16 protein-coding genes and 6 pseudogenes are annotated in these 20,041 nt (G+C 70.6%); 10 read left to right on the forward strand and 12 right to left on the reverse strand.

Annotation, left to right across the window (positions count from 1 at the left end; all coding sequences use genetic code 11):
- Positions 1 to 444: TetR/AcrR family transcriptional regulator (locus ADL34_RS30785; protein ID WP_107116131.1), on the reverse strand; the 444-nt coding region annotated here is incomplete at its 3' end.
- 171 nt (positions 445 to 615) lie between these two features.
- On the opposite strand from ADL34_RS30785, the gene ADL34_RS30790 reads away from it, so the two are divergent.
- From ADL34_RS30790 to ADL34_RS30800, 3 genes and pseudogenes are all read left to right on the forward strand, one after another.
- Positions 616 to 1,455: an oxidoreductase gene (locus ADL34_RS30790; RefSeq protein ID WP_062674078.1), complete on the forward strand. Its 840-nt coding sequence runs from the start codon at positions 616 to 618 to the stop codon at positions 1,453 to 1,455.
- 79 nt (positions 1,456 to 1,534) lie between these two features.
- Positions 1,535 to 1,798, forward strand: a pseudogene (locus ADL34_RS30795) (aldehyde dehydrogenase family protein); the annotation flags it as partial.
- Positions 1,799 to 2,133: 335 nt separating this feature from the next.
- Positions 2,134 to 2,517, forward strand: coding sequence for a carboxymuconolactone decarboxylase family protein (locus tag ADL34_RS30800; protein WP_062674082.1), 384 nt, complete (start codon positions 2,134 to 2,136; stop codon positions 2,515 to 2,517).
- Between the two features lie 1,302 nt (positions 2,518 to 3,819).
- On the opposite strand, the gene ADL34_RS30815 is transcribed toward ADL34_RS30800, so the two are convergent.
- Both ADL34_RS30815 and ADL34_RS36910 read right to left on the reverse strand, forming a co-directional pair.
- Positions 3,820 to 4,809 (reverse strand): aldo/keto reductase, encoded by a 990-nt coding sequence (locus ADL34_RS30815; RefSeq protein ID WP_062674088.1) that lies wholly within the window; start codon positions 4,807 to 4,809, stop codon positions 3,820 to 3,822.
- Positions 4,810 to 4,968: 159 nt separating this feature from the next.
- Positions 4,969 to 5,667, reverse strand: a pseudogene (locus ADL34_RS36910) (cytochrome P450); the annotation flags it as partial.
- Positions 5,668 to 6,100: 433 nt separating this feature from the next.
- Between ADL34_RS36910 and ADL34_RS30825 the strand changes: the two are divergent.
- Entirely contained in the window at positions 6,101 to 6,979 is an 879-nt protein-coding gene (locus ADL34_RS30825; protein ID WP_079034474.1) for a hypothetical protein, read from the forward strand.
- A gap of 382 nt (positions 6,980 to 7,361) precedes the next feature.
- On the opposite strand, the gene ADL34_RS30830 is transcribed toward ADL34_RS30825, so the two are convergent.
- Together ADL34_RS30830 and ADL34_RS30835 are read right to left on the reverse strand one after the other, a co-directional pair.
- A complete protein-coding gene (locus ADL34_RS30830) occupies positions 7,362 to 7,982 on the reverse strand; it encodes a hypothetical protein (RefSeq protein WP_062674093.1) in 621 nt (206 codons plus the stop codon).
- Positions 7,979 to 9,712: a histidinol-phosphatase gene (locus ADL34_RS30835; protein ID WP_062674095.1), complete on the reverse strand. Its 1,734-nt coding sequence runs from the start codon at positions 9,710 to 9,712 to the stop codon at positions 7,979 to 7,981. The genes ADL34_RS30830 and ADL34_RS30835 overlap by 4 nt, the downstream gene beginning before the upstream one ends.
- A gap of 344 nt (positions 9,713 to 10,056) precedes the next feature.
- Between ADL34_RS30835 and ADL34_RS36475 the strand changes: the two genes are divergently transcribed.
- Entirely contained in the window at positions 10,057 to 10,308 is a 252-nt protein-coding gene (locus tag ADL34_RS36475) for a hypothetical protein (protein ID WP_199835661.1), read from the forward strand.
- 272 nt (positions 10,309 to 10,580) lie between these two features.
- Positions 10,581 to 10,787: pseudogene (locus ADL34_RS37295) on the forward strand (IS256 family transposase); the annotation flags it as partial.
- A gap of 162 nt (positions 10,788 to 10,949) precedes the next feature.
- Here ADL34_RS37295 and ADL34_RS30845 read toward each other — a convergent pair.
- The gene (locus tag ADL34_RS30845) at positions 10,950 to 12,068 is read right to left on the reverse strand and encodes an IS701 family transposase (RefSeq protein WP_107115758.1); all 1,119 of its coding nucleotides are present in this window, start codon (positions 12,066 to 12,068) and stop codon (positions 10,950 to 10,952) included.
- A gap of 63 nt (positions 12,069 to 12,131) precedes the next feature.
- Here ADL34_RS30845 and ADL34_RS37300 point away from each other — a divergent pair.
- A pseudogene (locus tag ADL34_RS37300) lies at positions 12,132 to 12,512 on the forward strand (MBL fold metallo-hydrolase); the annotation flags it as partial.
- A gap of 212 nt (positions 12,513 to 12,724) precedes the next feature.
- A complete protein-coding gene (locus tag ADL34_RS36925; protein WP_062674101.1) occupies positions 12,725 to 12,919 on the forward strand; it encodes a hypothetical protein in 195 nt (64 codons plus the stop codon).
- A 389-nt stretch (positions 12,920 to 13,308) separates the two neighbouring features.
- Here the strand turns inward: ADL34_RS36925 and ADL34_RS36930 are convergent.
- The 5 genes and pseudogenes from ADL34_RS36930 to ADL34_RS30875 all read right to left on the reverse strand — a co-directional run.
- A pseudogene (locus ADL34_RS36930) lies at positions 13,309 to 13,423 on the reverse strand (catalase); the annotation flags it as partial.
- Between the two features lie 113 nt (positions 13,424 to 13,536).
- The gene (locus ADL34_RS30860) at positions 13,537 to 14,175 is read right to left on the reverse strand and encodes an HD domain-containing protein (protein ID WP_062674103.1); all 639 of its coding nucleotides are present in this window, start codon (positions 14,173 to 14,175) and stop codon (positions 13,537 to 13,539) included.
- A 112-nt stretch (positions 14,176 to 14,287) separates the two neighbouring features.
- Positions 14,288 to 15,280 carry a GlxA family transcriptional regulator gene (locus tag ADL34_RS30865; protein ID WP_062674105.1) on the reverse strand — a complete coding sequence of 331 codons (993 nt, stop codon included), beginning with the start codon at positions 15,278 to 15,280 and terminating at the stop codon, positions 14,288 to 14,290.
- Between the two features lie 441 nt (positions 15,281 to 15,721).
- A complete protein-coding gene (locus ADL34_RS35340) occupies positions 15,722 to 16,033 on the reverse strand; it encodes a LysR substrate-binding domain-containing protein (RefSeq protein ID WP_079034476.1) in 312 nt (103 codons plus the stop codon).
- A gap of 122 nt (positions 16,034 to 16,155) precedes the next feature.
- Entirely contained in the window at positions 16,156 to 16,749 is a 594-nt protein-coding gene (locus ADL34_RS30875) for a TetR/AcrR family transcriptional regulator (RefSeq protein ID WP_062674109.1), read from the reverse strand.
- A 237-nt stretch (positions 16,750 to 16,986) separates the two neighbouring features.
- On the opposite strand from ADL34_RS30875, the pseudogene ADL34_RS36935 reads away from it, so the two are divergent.
- Positions 16,987 to 17,073 (forward strand): annotated as a pseudogene (locus ADL34_RS36935) (hypothetical protein); the annotation flags it as partial.
- A gap of 873 nt (positions 17,074 to 17,946) precedes the next feature.
- Here the strand turns inward: ADL34_RS36935 and ADL34_RS30880 are convergent.
- Complete coding sequence (locus ADL34_RS30880; protein WP_062674110.1) at positions 17,947 to 18,780, reverse strand: helix-turn-helix transcriptional regulator; 834 nt, start codon at positions 18,778 to 18,780, stop codon at positions 17,947 to 17,949.
- Between the two features lie 144 nt (positions 18,781 to 18,924).
- Between ADL34_RS30880 and ADL34_RS30885 the strand changes: the two genes are divergently transcribed.
- Positions 18,925 to 19,665, forward strand: coding sequence for an SDR family oxidoreductase (locus ADL34_RS30885; RefSeq protein WP_062674114.1), 741 nt, complete (start codon positions 18,925 to 18,927; stop codon positions 19,663 to 19,665).
- Positions 19,666 to 20,041 lie beyond the last annotated feature (376 nt).

Raw genomic sequence — 20,041 nt, forward strand, 5'->3', positions numbered from 1 at the left:
GTCCAGGATCGTGCGTGCCCAAGCCTCGTCGACGCCTTCTTGCAGGTCGCCCTCGTCCAGCGCGCGGCGGATGAAGGCATCGAGGCGCGCGCTCTGCTCCTCCCGGCGGGTCCAGGCGGCGGGGTCTTTCTGCATCATCAGGCGCATGTCGACCGGCCATTCGCGGCTGACGGGGATGATCCCCTCCAGGTAGCGGTGGAGGGCGACCGGCAGGGGGGACTCGAGCAGGCGGGCTTCGTCCAGAACGCGTTCGGCCGAGTCGAGCTTGGCCTGGAAGACGGCGCTGAGCAGGGCTTCACGGTTTGCGAAGCGGCGGTGGACGGTTGTCCGGTCCACTCCGGCGGCGGCGGCGATGGCTGCCATGGAGGCGCCCGGGTCCTCCGCCAGGAGTCGAGCTCCGGCATGGAGGACGGCAGTCAGGTTACGCGCGGCGTCAGCTCTCATGATGCCGATATTCTACACCCGTGCTTTACTTAACTAACTAAGTTCGCCATGTGAGATGCCGCACTAAAAATTACTGCATCATTAGTGTTGCAGTTATGCCGATTTTGTCTACAGTTGAGTTGCTGTCCCGTTTCGGGGCGGTGAAGCAGATGACGAAACGAGGCACGCGTCATGGCACGAACCTGGCTTATCACGGGAGGCTCGCAGGGCCTGGGCAGGGCCCTGGTGCTCGCGGCCCTGAGGGCCGGCGACAACGTTGTGGTGACTTCCCGCAAGCCTGAGGCACTGGCTTCCCTGAGGGCCGAGTACCCGGACCGGTTGGAGGCGGTGGCGCTGGACGTCACCTCCGCGGTCCAGTCCCGGGGCGTGGTGGCCGCGGCGGCGGAGCGGTTCGGATCGGTTGACGTCGTCGTCAACAACGCCGGCTACGCCACCAGCGGCTCGATCGAGGACTTTCCCGAGGACGAGTTCCGCACGCAGGTCGATACCAACTTGTACGGCGTGGTCAACATGACCCGGGCGGTCCTTCCCGTCATGCGTCGCCAGAGGTCCGGGCACATCGTGCAGATCTCCTCGATCGGCGGGCGTGTGGGGGGTACGCCGGGTCTGAGCGCCTACCAGACCGCGAAGTTCGCCGTCGAGGGGTTCTCCGAGGCATTGGCGAACGAGGTCGCACCGTTCGGTGTCAAGGTCACCATCGTCGAGCCGGGCGGCATCCGCACCGGCTGGGCCGCGGGTGCCGCGGAGCCTTCCGGTCCCGTGACCCCCGACTACGAGGAGACCGTGGGCCTGTGGCTGGCCCGGTTCGCGGACTACGCCGGCAAGGAACCCGGTGACCCGGACCGCATGGCCCGCGCCATCATCGGCGCCGTGGACGCCGAGGAGCCCCCGCGCCGGCTGCTGCTCGGCAGCGACGCCCTGGAGATCGCGATCAGCTCGGAGGAAGGCCGTCTGGCCGAGGCCCGCAAGTGGGCCGAGGTCAGCCGTTCCACGGACTACCCCACCACCTGACGGCACTGTGCGGGCGCGGCAGCGGGCCGACCGAAGCACCGGATCCCCGGGCCGACCGACCGCCCCGCCCCTCCGGCCCCTGGCCGTCATCGCCTACGACGACGACGCCGTCCGCATCGCCGACGACTCCCCGTACGGCCTGCCCGGCGGTACCTGGATCTCTGCCCCCGGACGCGCCCTGGCCACCGCCCACCGGCTGCGCGCCGGCACCGTCACGCTGAACGGATCGCCCATCGGCTTCGACGGCCCTGGCGGCTACAAGGCCGGCGGCCTCGGCCGTGAGTACGGTAAGGCCGGTCTGACCGGCTACACCGGGCACAAGTCGATCACCCACACCCGGTAGTCACAACCCAGCGGGACGGACTGCCGGAGAACGAAGGGCCCGTCCCGCACGACTCCCCGATCCGCCCATGACCCAGGGGCCCGCTCGAAGACCATGAGGGAGCCGGGCCCTGCAGCCCGGACGGTTCACCCCCGAGTAGACCGATTGCACACGGTGCGAGCGTGGAAATCATCCCCGTGCGACCGACAGCCCTCCCCCCACTCCGGCGGGCAGCAACCCGGCGAATTGAGGAACCACCCTGCCCCGCAGCCGAACCCTGAACGGCGCCTGGAGGCCAGGCCCCCCGTCCACCAACCCACCAGCCCGCACGACCGACCGGCCGGCAAGGAGCACAGATGAGTACCGACGACGCCTATGAGCAGGCGCTGGACACCGCAAGCGAACTCCTGGGACAGCGCCTGGAACTCCCGATGAGCCCCGGCGAACCGGCCTCCGGAGCCGACTTCCGCAAGGTCGCGACTGTGCACACGTTCGGGGACTCATGGACCCGTACCGCACTGTCGACGCACGACCGATCCCTGGTCTCCGTCGCCATCGCCGCGACGCTGGGCGCGTTCGAACCGCTGCGCGGGCAGCTGCGCATCGCGCTCAACAACGGCGTCACTCAAGACGAGATCGTCGACCTCTTCATCCACCTCGCCGTCTACGCAGGAGCGGCTCGCGCCTTCGAGACATACCAGATCGCCTTGTCCGTCTTCGCCGAGGAGGCCTCCCCCTGAGAGACGTCCAGCCGGAGGCTTTCGCTCAATCCGCTGATGCTGTGCGTGATGCGCTGCCCCGCGGCCATCCCCGCGGTCCATGCGCGCACGCGGCCGGCGGCGGTGACCGGGGCGGGGCGGGCGCCTGCGGTGATCTCTGCCAGGCGTGCCGAGGACCGATCCCCCATCCCTCTACGCTCCATACCCTTGGCGGTCGGTGTCCTGCCGCAGCGATATCTGCCTCAGCAGGCGAAGCAACCCACCCGCGTCTCTTCAGGCGGTGACATGCCCCGCTCCGCAACAAGACGGCGATCTTTCCCGCGGCGCAGACCGAAGCAGGTCCGCGAGAACGACGGCGCCCTCGATCAACCACCCCACCAACGCCTTGACGGCCTGCCCGGACTGCTGGCCGTCAGTCGGTGACTGAGGGCGGCAGCGGAACGTCGTAACGCCGGAGGAGCTCCCGGAGGAAGCCCGCGACCATGCGCGGGCCGTTGTTCCGGTCCAGTTCATGGCCGCCGAAGCGGAAGTCCAAGCGCTGCCGAGCGAGAGGCCCCGGCTCGGCACGGCGCTTCGCCGTGTAGGCGGCGTAGTGGAGGTACACCTGCGGGATCAGGGCGGCAGCGCATGTCCTCCCTCCCGGAAGTACAACGCCGCGTAGGTGTGGAACAGGACCTCTTCCGGCGGGGACGCAAGCGACTGCGCAAGCCGTGCACACAACGCCTGGGAGGCGGACGGCTGATCCTTCTGCTCCGTCGGATGCGCGTCCGCTGCCACCAGTCGACGAAGGTTGCCCACGACAGGCCGGCGGCGTCGAGAGGCCGGGTGTACGTCAGGCAGTATTCGGCGTTGCGGACGATCTCCAGGCGGTTACTGACGGCGTCGCGCAGAACGATGTCGGGCTTGGGGCCGTTGGCCGCGAAGATCAGGTTCGTGAACTCGCCGTCGACCCCGGTCATACCCAGGGATGCGAGAGTCTGCTCCAGCGCTGGAACGTGGACCCGGACGGCGTTCCTGTGCTTCCTGGCAAGGGCGATGAATTCGGTGACGAACGCGCTGCGCGGGTCGGCGAGCGGGGTGTCCGGGTCTTGATTCTTGTGCACGATGCGGCTCCGGTCGCTTCGGGGACCGCGGCGACACCATGGTGACCCGGGCTCCCTGTCGTAGACGTCACCGTTGCCGTGACTCCCTGGAACCGGGAACGGCCCGTGGCCGAGTTCATGCACCGCGCCCATGCTGACCTCACCCTCGCCGGACGGCGCGCCCTGACGTCGTCCGGCCGGGACCCGGCATGCGGCGCGGGCCCCGGCCGGGGCGGTCGGGTCAGCGGTTCACGGCTCGCATGCCCGCCTCGTCGTAGCGTTCGCCCGAGACCTCGGGCAGTTCCGCGTCGATCTGGGAGAGTTCCTCGGGGGTGAGGACGATGTCCACCGCGGCGGCGTTCTGTTCGAGGTAGGAGCGGCGCTTGGTGCCGGGGATGGGGACGATGTGGTCGCCCTGGGCGAGGACCCAGGCGAGCGCGAGCTGGGCGGGGGTGACGCCCTTCCTCTCGGCGATCTCCTTGACCTTGGCCGCCAGGCGCAGGTTGGCCTTCAGGTGCTCGTCGGTGAAGCGAGGGCTGTTGCGGCGGTAGTCGTTCTCGTCCAGCTCGTCGGGGGAGGAGAAGCGGCCGGCGAGGAAGCCCCGGCCCAGCGGCGAGTAGGCGACGAAGCCGATGCCCAGCTCACGGCAGGTCGGCAGCACCTCCGCCTCCACGTCCCGCGACCACAGCGAGTACTCGCTCTGCACGGCCGTGATCGGGTGGACCGCGTTGCCCCGGCGCAGCGTCTCCGCGCTCGCCTCGCTCAGCCCGATGTGCCCGATCTTGCCCTCGGCGACCAGCTCGGCCATCGCGCCCACCGTCTCCTCGATCGGCACGTCCGGGTCGACCCGGTGCTGGTAGTACAGGTCGATGTGGTCGGTGCCGAGCCGCTGGAGCGAGCCCTCCACCGAGGCCCGGACATGCTCGGCGGAGCCGTCCTGACGGCCCACGCTGGACATGTCGCCCGGTACCGCGTCGTCCATCCGGTAGTTGAACTTGGTGGCCAGCACGTACTCGTCACGGTGGCCCCGGATCGCCTCGCCGACCAGGGACTCGTTGGTGAGCGGCCCGTACATCTGGGCCGTGTCGAGGAAGTTGATGCCCAGCTCGCGGGCGCGCCGGATGGTCTCCACGCCCTCGTCCTGGTCCGCCGTCCCGTAGAAGGCCGACATGCCCATACAACCCAGGCCGATCGCCGACACGTGCAGGTCCCGCAGACTGCGCTGTCGCATGTGCTGTTCCAGCCTTTCGCTCGCACTCGATCGTCACGTCGGACGACTTCGGGCCCCTTCATCCATCTAGCGACGGATCTGGCCGCCCGGCATCCCGTGAGGAACACCGGGCGCCGAAGCTCCTGCGACGCTACGAGCTGAAGCGCGCTCGAAGTCAAGTCACCCGTTCAGGCGGACCGGAAGCTCGAACAGGTCGTTCTGGGTGACCACCGGTTTGTGGCGCAGCTCGGCCGCCGGGACCGCCAGGTCCAGGTGCGGGAAACGGGCGTACAGCGCGGGCAACGCCACCCCCGCCTCCAGCCGGGACAGTGCCGCGCCGGGGCAGACGTGCGGGCCGTGGCCGAAGGAGATGTGACGGTTTTTGGTCTCCCGCGTGATGTCGAACTCCCCGGCGCTCGGCCCGTGCGTCTCCTCGTCGCGACCGAGGGCGCCGTACGACACGATCAGCGCGTCGTCGGCCGGGATGACCTTCTCGCCGACCGCCGGCACGTCCTCGGCGAGGGCCTCCGTGTAGGTGTCGCGGAACTCGGCGCCTTCGAGGTCGTCACGGCTCATCGACTCCATCAGCGCGACCGCGCCCTCGATCTCCTCGTCGGTGACCTCGACGGGCGGCGGCAGCAGCTGTTGCGGTGAGCGGATTTCGTCGGGCCAGCGCATGGCATGCAGGACCAGGACGTCGCCGCGCACCCATACGAGGCCGAGACGCTCGCGGCCCGACCAGGCATGGCGCGCGACCGCCACCTTCGATGACCTGCCCAGGGCTTTGACCAGCAGCTTGTACGGTTTCGCGGCCACCTGTCCGTCGGGAGCGAGGTAGTAGCCCTCGCCGATACGGATCGGGTCGATCGATTCCATGGGCAGGAGACCCGAGATCTCGAACATGGCGAAGACCTCCGATGTGGTGGAGCTGTCTAGGAACACACCGCATGGAGGTCTTCGTGCCCCACCGTAATGCCCGACTGACCGTTCACGGCAGGCGGCTGCTCGTCGAACGTGTCTGCTCCCCTTCGGCGTCAGCACCGACGGATCGGGCTACACGGCCACCTACCTCGTCGACGACTTCGGCAACCTGCGGGTCGGCCGACTCTGGGCCCGGTTGCCGGCGGGCGAGGCGTTCGCGCAGTACGACGGAACGTGGGCTCATGGCGCCGTGCGGTACCGGCCGGTCTGGAACCGCACCGGTGATCTCTCCGGATTCACCGCGAAACCGCGGCGACAGAACTTCGCCAAGCTGAACCTCACCGTCGGTGCACCGGCCGAGGACGAGACCGCAACCCTCACTGCCGCACCCTTGGCTCCCAACGGGTCCTGGTTCGACTTCGACGCGGTCGAGTTCGCTCTGCTGCACACCGGCACCGAGTACGTCCTGCCGGGCGTGAAGTGGCGGTACGCCGTCAACCAGTACGGCGCTCCGGATGCGGACGGCGAACCGCGGTGGGAGGGCGACCAGACGGTCACCGCTCCCAGTTCCTACCTCGCGGGCAAGTCGTACTCGCTGCGGTTCAACATCGGTGTCTTCGGTCCACGCCTGTACAGCGCGGGAGGTGAGGCGTCGGGTGCGATCCGTCTGGGCGACGAATTCGCCGCGTACGTGCTGCTGTTCTCCGACGGCGCGGGCCATGTGGGCGTTTCCGACTACACCACGGCCAAGAGCGCGCTGTACGCGAACGGCACACCGGTGTTCACCTCGCACGCGCCGCTGAACGGCGAGAGGCACACTCTTTCCGCCGGGCGGCACACCTACCGGCTCACTACCGACGTCTCCCGTGCCACGTCGCTCTCCGCGGTGAGCACCCGGGTGACCGCCGAGTGGATTTTCCGCTCCGGCCACGTGGCCGGGGACACCGTGAAGCGGCTGCCGCTGTCGGCGGTGCGCTTCATGCCCAAACTCGGGGCGGCGAGCACGGCCAAGGCCGGTAAGGCCTTCACCGTCCCCTTCACGATCGAGGGCGCGGCCACGGCACGCAGCGCCCGCAAGCTGGTGGTCACCGTGTCCTACGACGGCGGCAGGACCTGGAGGCCGGCCAAGGTCACCGACCGCAGGCGGCTCGAACTGCGCCACCCCGCCGGCCCCGGTACCCGCTCGTTGCGCGTCGCGCTCACGGACGCGGACGCGGACGGGAACACGCTGAAGCGGACGATCCACCGGGCCTACCGCACCACCTCGTAACGCCTCACCTGCCCGCGAGCCCCCGGCCGAGGGCCGGAGGGCTCGGCCGTGCCGTGTGACGCGCCTCATGCTCGGTTCTCCTCCGCGATCCTTCCACCCTGGTGCCGCAAGTCCCCGGACGAACACTTCCGGACGGCGCCCCCACAACCACCTCCGAGATCAATCCCTGGAGCAGCCTGCCCGCAGACCGACAGCCGATCAATTACCGGGTCAACCGTCCGAGCCAAGCCACTGGCTCAGCTCTGGCCGGCCGGACCGTGCCTGTCGGATCCCATGATCTGCTGCTGCTCGCCGGACGGGACTTCGTCCGGACGACGGTGGAGATCGGCTGGAAGGAGGGCACGTGCCTCCTTCCAGCCGGATCCAGTGCCGGGCAGTCGCCTCAGTGGGACGAGCAGCACGCGATCTGGTCGCGGGCCTCGAACGGCACCAGAACGCCGCCCGTGCCCTGCTGCACCAGCAGCGTGCAGCGGCCGTCCCCCCAGGTGGGGCGGGCGAAGCCGGTCGCGTCCAGGACGGCGTCCGGGGTGAGCGGGACTCCGGCCAGGCCCTTGACGGCGTCGAGGCAGCTCGCGGCTACCGCGGCGGCGGGCGTTGTGCGCCGCTCGACCGCGGTCCGGCCGGGGTAGCGGGCCAGCCTGCCCGCCGACCGCCGCAGGGCCTCCTCGGCCGCGGCATGTGCGCCGGATGCCAGCGCCGCCTCGGTGACCAGCGCCCCATCGACTGTGGTCAGCTCCGGGAGGGCGGTGAGGAGCCGGGCCGTGACCTGCTCCGGCTCCGGGCCGCCGCGCCAGCTCACGACGGCCGCGAAGCGGGCGGCCGGGTCCCGGGCGACATGGGTGCTGAGGACGTAGCCCTCGGCGCCGTCCTCCGTGAGCAGACCCGTCAGCGCCTCGTCGATTCGGTGCACCAGGTGCTCGATGGCGGCGAGCCCCGGGGCCGCCGTGTCCACGGCCAGCGCGTGGGCGGTCGTGGACGCGGCGGGTGTCGGTTCCGCGGTCATCGGCTCGGCAGCACCCAGATCGGGTTCGTGTAGAACCACAGGTCCCGCCACGGGTCAGCGTCACCGGCCACGTCGATCGCCGGACCGGCCGGGTCGATCGCCGCACCGTAGTAGCCGGGCTGCTGCCGGTTGCCGTCGGTGCCGCGCAGGCGGACGTAGAACGGCTCGTCCAGCGTGCCCAGGTCGTACCGCAGGGTGTACGTGCCGGTGCGACCCGACGTGTCGGTTTGCTTGACTACCTTGGTGGCCGGCGCCGTCAGCTTGTCGCGGTCGGACGTCGCGTGGGAGACGTCCACCGCGCCGCGGATCAGGTCGACCCGGTTCAGCCGGGGCTGGAACATGCCCCAGTTGGGCACGTCCTGGGCGGTCACGGTGACGACGAGTTCGAGGTGGCTGCCCCGGCGGGCGGTCAGGGTGCCGCCGAGGGTCTCCTCGCCGCGGCCGCGGCCCGAGGCGACCACCCGCACGTCGAGGTTCTTCAGCAGCCGGCCGTGGTCCACCCACACCCGCCCGTCCCGGATGCCCCGCATGACCGCGGTGTAGCTGCGGTCCGCGGCGCCGACGTGAGTACGGCTGTACATGCCGGGCCAGAAGTCACTGGCGCCGTTGTTGACCTGGCCGGCGTACACCGGGTTGCCGTAGCGGCCGTTCCGGTCGAACTGCGCGGAGTCCGAGCCGTCGGGGCGGCGGGAGGTGTCGCCCCAGTTGACGTGGGAGTCGGAGTTGGCCGAGATCGACCACGGCTTACCCTCGGCGAGCAGCGAGTCCCACAGGCCGCCCACGGTGGCGGTGTAGAAGTCGAAGCCGCCCCAGGAGCGGTAGCTCTCCGGCGGGTAGCCGGGGAACGAGTTGGCGCCCGCCGCGTTGCCGTACAGGCCGCGCGCCCCGCCCGTGCCGTACCCCTTGGGCAGGCCGCCCGCCTGGTGGCCGGGGGCGCCCTCCCAGCCGACCGCGATCCGCGGGTCGGCGTCGCGCCAGGCCCGAACCTCGTGCGGGCTGTCGATCCCGTTGCGCGCCGGGTGGTTGGCGATGAAGAGGGCGTCATCGACGACGCGCCGGTCCTTCTGCCTGCCCAGCCACTGGATGCCGGCCACGGCGAGGGCCTCGTTCGCCGGGGTGTTGTCGGAGGCGCCCTTGACGCTGCCGTCGTAGTCGTTCTCGAACTGCTTGAGGACCGCGACCTCGTTCTTCCCGGGGGCCACGAAGACGGTGCCGTGTTCGGCGGCCGGGATGTTCCACTCGAGGCCCTGGAAGATCAGGGTGTCCTTCAGCTCGGCGCGGGCCGCCCTGATGTCCGGGTTGACCAGGTCGACGCCGAGGCGGGCGTGGGTCGCGCCGCCGTGGTCGGTGATGACCATCCAGTCGAGGCCGAACGCCGCGCCGTGCTGCGCCTGGTCGAGGACGGTGTACTGGCCGTCGGATGAGTGCTGGGTGTGGATGTGGTGGTCGCCCGCCAGCCAGTGGCGGACTTTCTTACCGCCCGTGGCCTTGTCGTCCTTGCCGCGGCGGGCTCCTTCCGCCATGGCCGGGGTGACGCCGAGCATGCCGGACATGCCGGCGGTGAGAGCGCCGGTGACACCGGCGGCCTTCAGCAGGCGCCGCCGGGAGAGCTCCCTGGGAGTGAGATCGGAGTCGGAGACGGAGGTGTCTGCCGCAGCTCGGGTGGCTTCGTCGACTCCGTGGGTGTGGCTGTGGGAGTGCGGACGTCTGTGGGAGTGGTCGTGTGACACGCCGGTCTCTTCTCGGTGGTGATGGTGTAATTGTGTGCACTCAGGAAACCGGCGCCTTCCCTCACCAAGTGGTCGCACCGGTTACCTGACGGCGTCAGGAAGATGAAGGACCCCTCCCGCCAAGTCACCTTGCGTCGGGGGGCTTCGACCTCGGCTACACATGCACGTAGGTCGCGGCCGGGGTCCCGGCTGTCGCCGTTCCCCCTCGTCACCGTCCCCATCCAGATCGGACGTTTCCCAGCCGTTCCAAGAGCCTCCGCTCGCCTGGGTTGTGGACGCTGCAATTGCCTTGCAGGTCGCGGAAACGCGGGCGGCACAGTCCCCACCTGCGGCGGCAACTGCCCGTGATCGCTGCACGCTTCGCCACCGAGCGCCTGGACGCACTGGCCCGCACCCAGGGCCTGCTGTCCAAAAGCCTGCCGGAGGTCCTGTTCGTCTGCACCGAGAACTCCGGCCGATCGCAGCTCGCCTCCGCCCTCCTGCGCCATGTAGCGGCCGGTGCCGTGCGCGTCCACAGCGCCGACACACTGCCCCGCGACCGGATCGATCCCGTGGCTTTGCAGCTGCTCGGCGAGCTGGGCGTGTCAACGGACTAGGAGTTCCCCAAGCTCCTGACCCGGGAAGTCGTCCGTGCTGCCGGCATCGTGATCACCCTGGGCTACGGCGACGCCTGCCCCGTGATCTCCGGCCGTCGGTACGTCGACTGGGACCTGCCCCACCTCAAAGGGCTGGGCATCGACTCCGCGCGCGCCGTGCGTGAGACACTCGCCCGACGCGTAGCCCGGTGACGCATTCCCTTCGCTAACGCCGTCGACGCCGGAGCCGCCCGTGTCGTGGCGTATCTCGGCGATGACGAGAGCGTGACGAGATCGTTCGCGAGGGCTCCCTGCGGGCGTCGGCCGCCGCGTTGAAGACGGAAGTCAACCAATACATAACCGAGTTGGCAGCCGAGACCGACAAGCACGGACGGCGCCTGGTCGTCCGCAACGGACACCACCGGCCCCTGACCGTCGTCGCCGCGGCCGGGCCGGCCGAGGTCACAGCGCCGGGGGTCAACTGCCGCCGCGTCGGCCAGTACTGCAACGGTGTTTGTGCTGAGTGCTGTGCAGTTTTCAGGGGCTGTGCCCGCGTCGTTTGTAGTGACTGATGCGGGCTTGGTGTTGGCGTCGGCGGCGCCATGTCGACCAGTGCAGGATGTGGTCGACCGGGGTGGGACGGCGGTCGGTGAGGCGGGTGATCAGGCGTCGGATCTCGGCGAGGCTGAGGTGGATGAGCGGGAAGGATCCGTTTCTGCTTTGTCGGTGTCGAGTTCGCGGGCGCGCAGGACGGTGAGGCAGGCGTGGGCGGCCATGGCCAGGGTCATGTGGCGGTGCCGGCCGGGATAGCGGCGGACCTGGTAGTCGTCCAAGCCGCATTCCTGTTTCGCGCTCTGGAAGCGCTCCTCGACCGCCCACCGGCTTGCGGCGATACGGATGAGCTCGTCGAGTGTGGTGTCGGCGCGACAGTAGGCGATGTAGTAGGAGATCTCCTCGGGCCTGCTGATGCTGCGGCGGGCGAGGACCCAGTGCCGGCGGCCCTCGCGGTGCCAGGGCCGCACCTCGACACGGGCCCAGTCATAGATCCGCCGACCGTGGGCGCCCTCGTCGCAGGAACGGCGTTTCCACTTCTGCCGCGGCAGGCCGGGAAACAGGTCGTGGACGGGGTGATCGATGGACCAGCGGGTGACAACCGTGTCGTGCCGGGTGGTGGCCATGACATGGAAGACGTCGGCCTGCTCCAGCTCGAAACGCCAGCCCTTGCTGAAGCCATAGGCGGCATCCGCGGTCACCCAGCCAAACGGAATCCGGTCGGCGATGGCCCGGCGGACCATCGCCTTGGCCGTGGCCACCTTCGTCTCAAACGTGATCTCGTCGCCGATGCCCGCGCGGCGACAGCGTGCCCGGTCGTCCGTCCAGGACGTGGGCAGATACAACCGCCGGTCGATCAGCGTGCGTCCGCGGCCGGTGGCGTAGGCGAGGAACACACCGATCTGGCAGTTCTCGGTGCGTCCGGCGGTGCCGGAGTACTGCCTTTGCACCCCTGCCGAGCGGACGCCCTTCTTCAGGAAGCCGGTGTCATCCACGATCAGCACGGCATCCCGGTCTCCGAGATGCTCGACGACATAGGTGCGGACGTCGTCCAGAACCTCGTCGGCGTCGAGGTCGGTCGCATGGTCTACGGCGTCCGCGACGCCCGCGGCGTCACTGCGCCCCCCGGTGGGACGTGACCGCGCCGCACCCCCTGTCCTCGCCACACCCCCTGTCCTCGTCACGTCCCCGGTCTCGTCACGCCGCTGTCCTCGCCACGCCCTGCCCATGCCCCCGGTCCACGCCCGTCCGGCCCGGTACCGTCCGGACGTCACGAAAGGAAACGATCCGCTTTGTCCCGCGCGTCACCCGGTCAGGCCCCCGGCTTCCAGAGGTTCCGGCTCGGAGGCCTCCTGATCACCGCCCTGTACGACGGATTCGTCCCCATCCTCGCCGAGGACCTGCACGGTGAGCCGCAGAGCGAGATCCGCCGCCGCCTGGCCGACGCCTACCTCCCGGAGGACGGCGACCCCCATACGGCCGTCATCGGCTTCCTCGTCGAGAACGACGGCCGGCGCGTCCTCGTCGACGCCGGCAGCGGCAGCACACTCGGCCCCGACACCGGGCACCTGCGCGAGGCGCTCTGTGCCGCCGGGGTCGCCGCGGAGGACGTCGAGCACGTCCTCATCACCCATCTCCATCCCGATCACAGTGGCGGTCTCGTCACCGACGATGGCGAGCCCGTCTACCCCCGGGCCACCGTCCACGTCGCACGTGCCGAAGCCGAGTACTGGCTCGACGAGGAGCTGGCGGCGCAGGCGGTGGGCGTCCAGAAGCAGATCCACACGCCGGGCACAGCGGCTTTCTCTTCACCGCAGGCGACGAGCCGGTCCTGTTCTGGGGCGACACCATCCACAGCCACACCGTCCAGCTGCCGTGCCCGCACGTGTCGATCGCCATCGACAGCGCCGAGGCCCGCGCGGTGCAGGCACGCGCCAGGGTTCTCGACGAGGTCGCCACCCGCGGCTGGTGGGTCGCCGCCTCCCGTCTGCCCTTCCCCGGCCTGGGCCACCTGCGGCGCGCAGGAGAGGGCTACGGATGGGCTCCCGTCCACTTCAAGCCCGTCGACCAGCCCGGCTGACTCCGAACGGAGCGGGCATACCGGCACCAGGGGCCGGACGGTCCCCAGGCGGCGGGGGCGCGGGCACCGGCAGCCGTGCTGCTGCCCGGCTCGCCCCGTCCGGCTCGCCCCGCCCGGCTTGCCCATGCGGCTTGGGCCCGTGCGGCTTGGGCCCGTGCGGCGCAGGAACGCGTTCCCGCGTCACCGCACCAGGTGACGATCACCCTGTCGGACCGCGGCACCCCGCAGGTCCCACCGCCACAGCAGCCCCTGGCGGAACGGATGATGTCGTGGGCGACGCGACAACGCGCCGTAGGCCCCGGATCCCCTTTTTCGTGTGCGTGCGCCGGTCGGGAATGATCTCTGCGTTGAAAAGGGCCAGCCTCTCCAACGAGCCACAGATCCTGAAGTGAAGAGAGCCAGCTTCTCCACGAGCCACAGATCCTGAAGGAGCAGCGGTCCGCGGGGTCCGGCGCTCACACTGTCCTGGCTGTCGGGGGCAGGTACTCCCGCCGCTGCCGTCAGCGGTTACGTGTTCTCTTCGCAAGACACGGGGTGGTCTTCCGCATCATGCGCGGCCGGGGGGGCCGCGGGCGCCGGCGTCGTCTCCGTTGCGGCGCGGCGGGGGCGTGCGCGGTTCACTCGGGCCAGGGGTTGTTCCGGATGATCTCGACGAAGTCCTTCCTGCGGAAGGAGGGGTCGAAGTGCGCCAGGACGTCGTCGTTCATCGTCCCGAAGGTGGTGTCGGGGCGGTGGACCATGCCCTCGCAAAACGCCTTGAGAATCCGGTTCTTGAAGTCCGGGCGCGGGTGCGCCGCCACGACCTCGGCGCGCTGGGCCCCGGTGATCTCGTCCAGGTCGAGACCCAGGACGTCCGTCTCCACCCCGAGCGTCACCACGCCCACTTCCGGGGCCAGGTGCAGCGGGACCTCCGGCGTGGTGTGCAGGGCGATCGCCAGCCAGACGTTACGGGCCTCCTCCTCGGAGCGCCCGTGCTCGAGGAGGAAGCCGCGCGCGGCCTCGGCGCCGTCCAGCTCGAAGCGGCGGTCGGTGGTGGCGTATGCGGGGGTGAGGCCGAGATCGTGGAAGAGGCCGCCCACGTAGGCGAGTTCGGGGTCGACCTCGATGCCCCGGGCCGCTGATTTCAGCATGCCCCACAGGAACACCCTGCGTGAGTGATGGAAGATGGTGTCGTCGGTCGACTCGCGGACGAGTGAGGTGGCCTGGCGAACGAGTTCGGTGTCGGGAATGGTGATCCCCGCGATGGTCTCGGGCATCGGTCCTCCTGGGTCGTATGGGAGCAGGACTTCAGCATCACCTGCCGCACATCTCTCCTCCACCGCGCATTGCGACGGCCATCCCACAGATCCGGACATCGCCGTCCGCCCGCTATCGCGGGGTGTCCTTGCCCTGCTCGGTGGTGGCGAACCGGTCGCGGTACTGGCTCGGTGACACGCCGAGCCGTGCCACGAAGGAGCGGCGCATGGTCTCGGCGCTGCCGAACCCGGCGCCGCGGGCGGTCTGCGCGACGGTGTGTCCGCGGTCGAGCAGGGCCTTGGCGTGGTCGAGGCGTACGAGTTCCACGTATCGGGCGGGGGTGGTGTGGAGTTCGGCCGCGAAGAGCCTGCCCAGCTGGCGCGGGCTGACGCCGACGCGTGCGGCCAGGGCCGCGGCGCTGTGATCGAGCGCCGGCTGGGCGGAGATCAGGTCGACGACGGCGCGCAGCGGCGAGGTGCGCGGTGGCCTGCGGTCCAGGGGTGCCGAGAACTGGGACTGGCCACCGGGGCGCTGCATGAACATCACGAGTTGCCGGGCCACCTCGCGGGTGAGGTCGGCGCCGTGGTCCTCCTCGACGAGAGCGAGTGCGAGATCCATGCCGGCCGAGACGCCCGCGGAGGTGTACAGGGCCGCGTCCTGGACGAACAGCGCGTCGCTTTCCACCCTGACGTCCGGGAAGGCACGTGCCAGCAGCCCCGCGTGTCTCCAGTGGGTGGTCGCCCTGCGCCCCGCCAGCAGGCCGGCCGCGGCCAGGATGAACGACCCCGTGCAGACGGAGGCCGTGCGGCGACTGCGCGCGTGCAGGTCCTTGACGGTATCGGCCAGGTCCGTCTCGATGGCCCGGTCGACCAGGATGTCTCCCCCCGCGACCACCACGGTGTCGGGGTCGGGGACATCGGCGGCCTGACCGTCGACGGGGACCTGCATGCCCGTCGACGCGAGGACCGGTTTACCGGAAGGCGAGACGTAGTGGATCGCGTACGCCGCACCGAACTGGTTCGCCTCGGCGAATACCTCCGCCGGGCCGGCCACGTCGAGCATCTTCACTCCGTCGAAGATCACGAACGCGATATCACGGGTGTGCGCCATGCCCGTGTGCGCCATGCCCCTCACCTCCCTGTCCCCCACCACCATGCCCCCCACCCCCATCATGTTCCTCGCCTCCTGCCCCCACCTCCGCCACGGCCGCCGGCGGACCGCGATGACACCGGCAATCGCCGTCACGGCGCCGGGCACCGAAGCGACACCCGGCCGTCACCACCGGCACCCCCACCCCGGCCGTCGAGGTCACAGGGCCTCCCCGGGGGAATGTACGGCGAGTGACCGGCTCAGTGAGACCAGCCGCGGAAGGATCTGGGGAGGTGCGGTCCGCAGCCGCACCAGGCCGAGGGTGATCGGCGCCGCGTCGACCAGGGGCCTCCAGGCCACGACGGGTTGGGTGAAGTAGACGGCCGTCGACGCCGGAGCGGGCCAGATACCCCGGCCGGCGTTGACGTGCAGCAGGCACTCCTCCGGCGTGTTCGCGGCCGGGCCCAGCCTGGGGCTCTAACCGTCGGGACGCGGGTCCACGTTCCAGAACCGCATGACCTCCTCGGGCAGATCGGCGTGGGGCCCGATGACGGGCTCGTCGCGCAGGTCCGCGAGGGAGAGCTTCTCCTGACGTGTCAGCGGATGGCCGGGCGCCAGGGCGATCATCCGCTGTTCGGTGAGGATGTCCGCGCCGGCCGACGCGGCGTCGGCGATGGGGAGCCAGATGAACGCCGCGTCCGACTCCCCTTCGTGCAGGGCACGGAGGGCTTCGGGGGCACGCGCGACGGCATGGCCTACGACCTCGACGGCGGGGGCGTCCGTGAACAGGTCTACTCCGGGCCAGCCGTCCCTGCCGGAACGTCACACCCCAGAAGCCGGGAACCGGCCGTCCCGCCGGCGGTACGCGCAGGGTGTGCCCACGGCTTCGACTGCGGAGTCGTTGTGGCCGCTCACGCGGCGGTCGCCGACGACGTGGTGTGAGCGAGGACTGCTGCCCGTGCCGCTGTCCTGGCGGCGTCGACCACCGCACGGTCCTGCAGAAGACGGCCGGACGTGAGGGCCCCGTCGATCAGCAGCCCGAGATGTGCGGCCAGCGCGGACGGCTGTGCGGCTCCCGCGGCTCCGGCGAGGCCGGTCAGCCACTCTTGGCGGCGCCGGGTGTGGGCGACGGTGGCCGCGTGCGCCTCGGAGTCGAGCTCGGCCTCGACAGCGGCGCTCACGAAGGGGCAGCCGAAGAAGCCGTGGCGGTCGAAGGACGCCGGCAGTGCGTCGAAGACTCCCGCCAGCTGCTCGGCGGGGTCGGGCCCCGCGGCGTCGGCGGCCTCCCGCAGCCGCCCCATCCACGACTCGTCCGTGCGCCGCAGGTAGGCGGCGATGAGCTCGTCCTTGGTGCGGAAGTGCGCGTACAGGGTGGACTTCGCCACCCCGGAGTGGGCGATGACCTGGTCCACGCCCACCCCCCTCAGTCCATGCCGGTGGAAGAGGGCTGCCGCCGAATCGAGGATCCTCTGCTCGGTGTTCGTCTTGCGTACGCGCGTCGCCATGCAAGACAGACTAGTCGTTCCGATCTACGCCCCTGCCACGCGTCGCCGCCCCTATAAAGACGGACCAGTCTGTTCGATTGGTCGGGTGTGCACACCGATGCCGGAGTGATCGCGAGAGACGGGTGCCGTGATGCGTGCGGTGGTCCTGGAGCAGTTCGGCGGTCCGCTCGAGGTACGGGAGACCGCCGGCCGACGCCCGGGCAGGGGCAGGTTCCGGTGCGGATCCACGCCGGCGGGGTGAACCCGCTGGACACGAAGATCAGGGCGCGAAAGGCGGCGCATGCCCGCGTGCGGTCACCGACCGTGCTGGGCATGGACCTGAGCGGACAGGTGGTGCAGATGGGCGCCGCAGTGAGCGGCTTCGCCCCCGGGGACGAGGTGTACGGGCGGCGTGGGCGACTTGCAGGGATCGCCGGCACCGTTCGCGGCGGTCGACACGCGCCTGCCGCCCCACAAACCGGCCAGGCTGCCGATGCGGAAGGCGGCAGCGCTGCCGTGGGCCGTGCTCACGGCATGGCGCCTGGTGGACCGGGCCGGCGTACGGGCCGGGCAGAAGGTTCTCGTCCACGGCCGGGCAGGCGGCGTGGACAGTGTCGCGTCCAGATCGCCGCCGCCCGCGGCGCGCAGGGGTCCGCGACCACGTCGGCGGCCACGACGCCGCTCGTGCGGCGCCTACAAGCGGTTCCGACCGACTACGCCCCCGTGCCCGTGGAGAGGTATGTCGCCGAGCACACCGGCGGTACCGGATTCGACATCGTCTTCGACACCGTGGACGGCCCGGCCCTGGACTCCTCCTTCGAGGCGGTGCGCACCTACATCGGTCATGCGGTCGGCGCGCTGGGCTCGGGAACCCACGCGCTCGCGCCGCTGTCGTCCGGGCAGCCCCCACTCGGGCGAGTTCACACTGCTGCCGAATCTGACGGGCCGGGGCCGCCAACACCACGCCGAGATCCTGAGCGAAACCGCCAACCTGGTGGACGAGGGCGCACCGCGACCCGTGCTGGACGCGACCCGCTACACCCGCGCCGACGCGACGGACGCCCACCGGGCCGTGGAGAACGCCACCCCCCGACGGCAATGCCGTCATCGACGTGGAGCCGTGAACCCGGCCCGGACCGCCTCCCCCGGCCGCCCGCTCAGATCGACACGCGACCCCAGCGGGCGGACCCGGCCCTTCCCGCCCGGCGCCCGGGTGTGTCAGCGGCGGGGCGCCGCCATGGACGCCAGATAGGTCAGGGCCTGCGCACTGCGGCTGCCCGGTTCAGCCGATCCCACCAGCAGCTCCTGCCCCGGCGCGGCCCGCACCTCGAAGCTCTCGTAGGTGAGCTCGACACGGCCGGCCTCGGGATGGACGAAGACCTTGAACGCGCGGGTGAGAGCACCGACGTTCTGGTCGTTCCACAGGGCACGGAACTCCGCCGACGCCTGCAGCAGTTCCTGGACGAGTTCGCCGATCTCCGGGACGTCGCCGAAACGGGCCGCGTTCAGGCGCAGCGCGTACACGGTCGAGCTGGTGATCAGCCGCCGGTCCGGGAAGACGTCGCGGGCCCGCGGGTGGGTGAAGAGGATCCGCGGCATGTTCCTCTCGCCGTCGAACGGCTCCAGCAGGGCGTCGGCGATGACGTTGGTGGCCAGGATGTCGAACGCGGGCCCCAGGACGTAGGCCGCGGCGTCGGGGAAGGCATCGAGCAGACGCAGCAGGTCGGGATGCACCCGGTCGCGGCGGTGGCCGACCGTCGCGGACGGGCTCAGTCCTGCGAGGCGGTACAGGTGCGTACGCCCGTCGGCGGTCAGCCGCAGTGCCCTGCCGAGCGCGCCGACGACCTGAGGCGAGGGACTGGACTCCCGGCCCTGCTCCAGACGCACGTAGTAGTCGACACTCACCCCGGCCAGTACCGCGACCTCTTCCCTGCGCAGACCCCTGACCCTGCGCGTGCCGCTGCCGGCGGGGAGCCCGACGTCCGACGGCTCCAGACGGGCACGGCTCGCGCGAAGGAAGTCCCCCAGGGGTCGGGCAGGCGCACGGTTCATGAACCCGACGGTACTGCGCGCCAGCCGCCGGCAGCCTGGGTGCGCGGCACCCAGGCTGCCGCGGCCTTCCTGAGCACGAGCCCGGCGGGTGCACTGATGCCGGTGGCCGTCGCCACCCCGTTCACGCAGAAGGAGACAACCACCGTGCTTGCGCCCGCCCCCTTGAAGAAGGTCGTCCTGATCACCGGAGCCAGCAGCGGCATCGGCGAGGCCACGGCACGCCGCCTGGCCGCCGCGGGCCACCAGGTCATGGCCGGCGCCCGCCGTACCGACCGGCTGGCGCAACTCGCTCAGGAGGTGAGCGCGGCAGGCGGTCTGCTGGACCACCGCGCGCTCGACGTCACCCGCCGCGACAGCGTCGAGGCGTTCGTCGAGGCCGCGCACGACCGCTACGGCCAGATCGACGTCCTGGTCAACAACGCCGGCGTGATGCCGCTCTCCCCGATGGCCGACCTCCGCGTCGACGAATGGGACCAGATGATCGACGTCAACATCCGCGGCACCCTCCACGGCATCGCCGCGGTACTGCCGAGAATGCGTGAACAGGGCGGCGGGCACATCGTCAACATCGCCTCGGTGGCCGGCCACCGCGTCGACCCGACCGCGGCCGTGTACTGCGCCACCAAATACGCCGTACGGGCCCTCTCCGAAGGACTACGCCAGGAAACCCGCGACATCCGCGTCACACTCATCAGCCCCGGCTTCACCCAGAGCGAGCTCCTCGACCACGGCGGCGCCCCCCAGGCACAAGCCGCAGCACGCGCCGCCGCACAGCAACTCGCCATCCCCGCCACCGCCATCGCCGACACCATCCGCTTCGCCCTCGAACAGCCGGCAGACGTGGACATCAACGAAATCGTCGTACGACCCACCACCCAGGGCTGACCCCCCGGCCGGCCGGGAGCCTGCCTGCCACCTGCAAGCACGGCAGACGGCTGAGCAGCCCCGGCCGGCCCGCCCGGCCGAACGGACGAACGGACCGGGCAGCGGCCGGTGCGCAGTACGGCCTGTGGAGTCTGGTGTCCGGTTGCGCAGAGCCAGGTCTGCCCCTGCCACTTCGGTGCGCGCGAAGGTCACCTCGTCGATACGCGCGGCCGGCGTGGCCGGCCGGGAGTCCACGGAGGCCACGGTGGCGCTTCCCTCGGCGAAGCGGTAGGTCCGCGCCCCGGCCAGGCCGGGCACGCCCGGCATGGTCAGATTGTGGATCTCCAGCCGTCCCTCCCCCGCGGCGACGCCCGACGTCGCGTACACGACCGCACCG

It is taken from the genome of Streptomyces sp. NRRL WC-3605 (assembly GCF_001509795.1).
Classification (GTDB): domain Bacteria; phylum Actinomycetota; class Actinomycetes; order Streptomycetales; family Streptomycetaceae; genus Streptomyces; species Streptomyces viridochromogenes.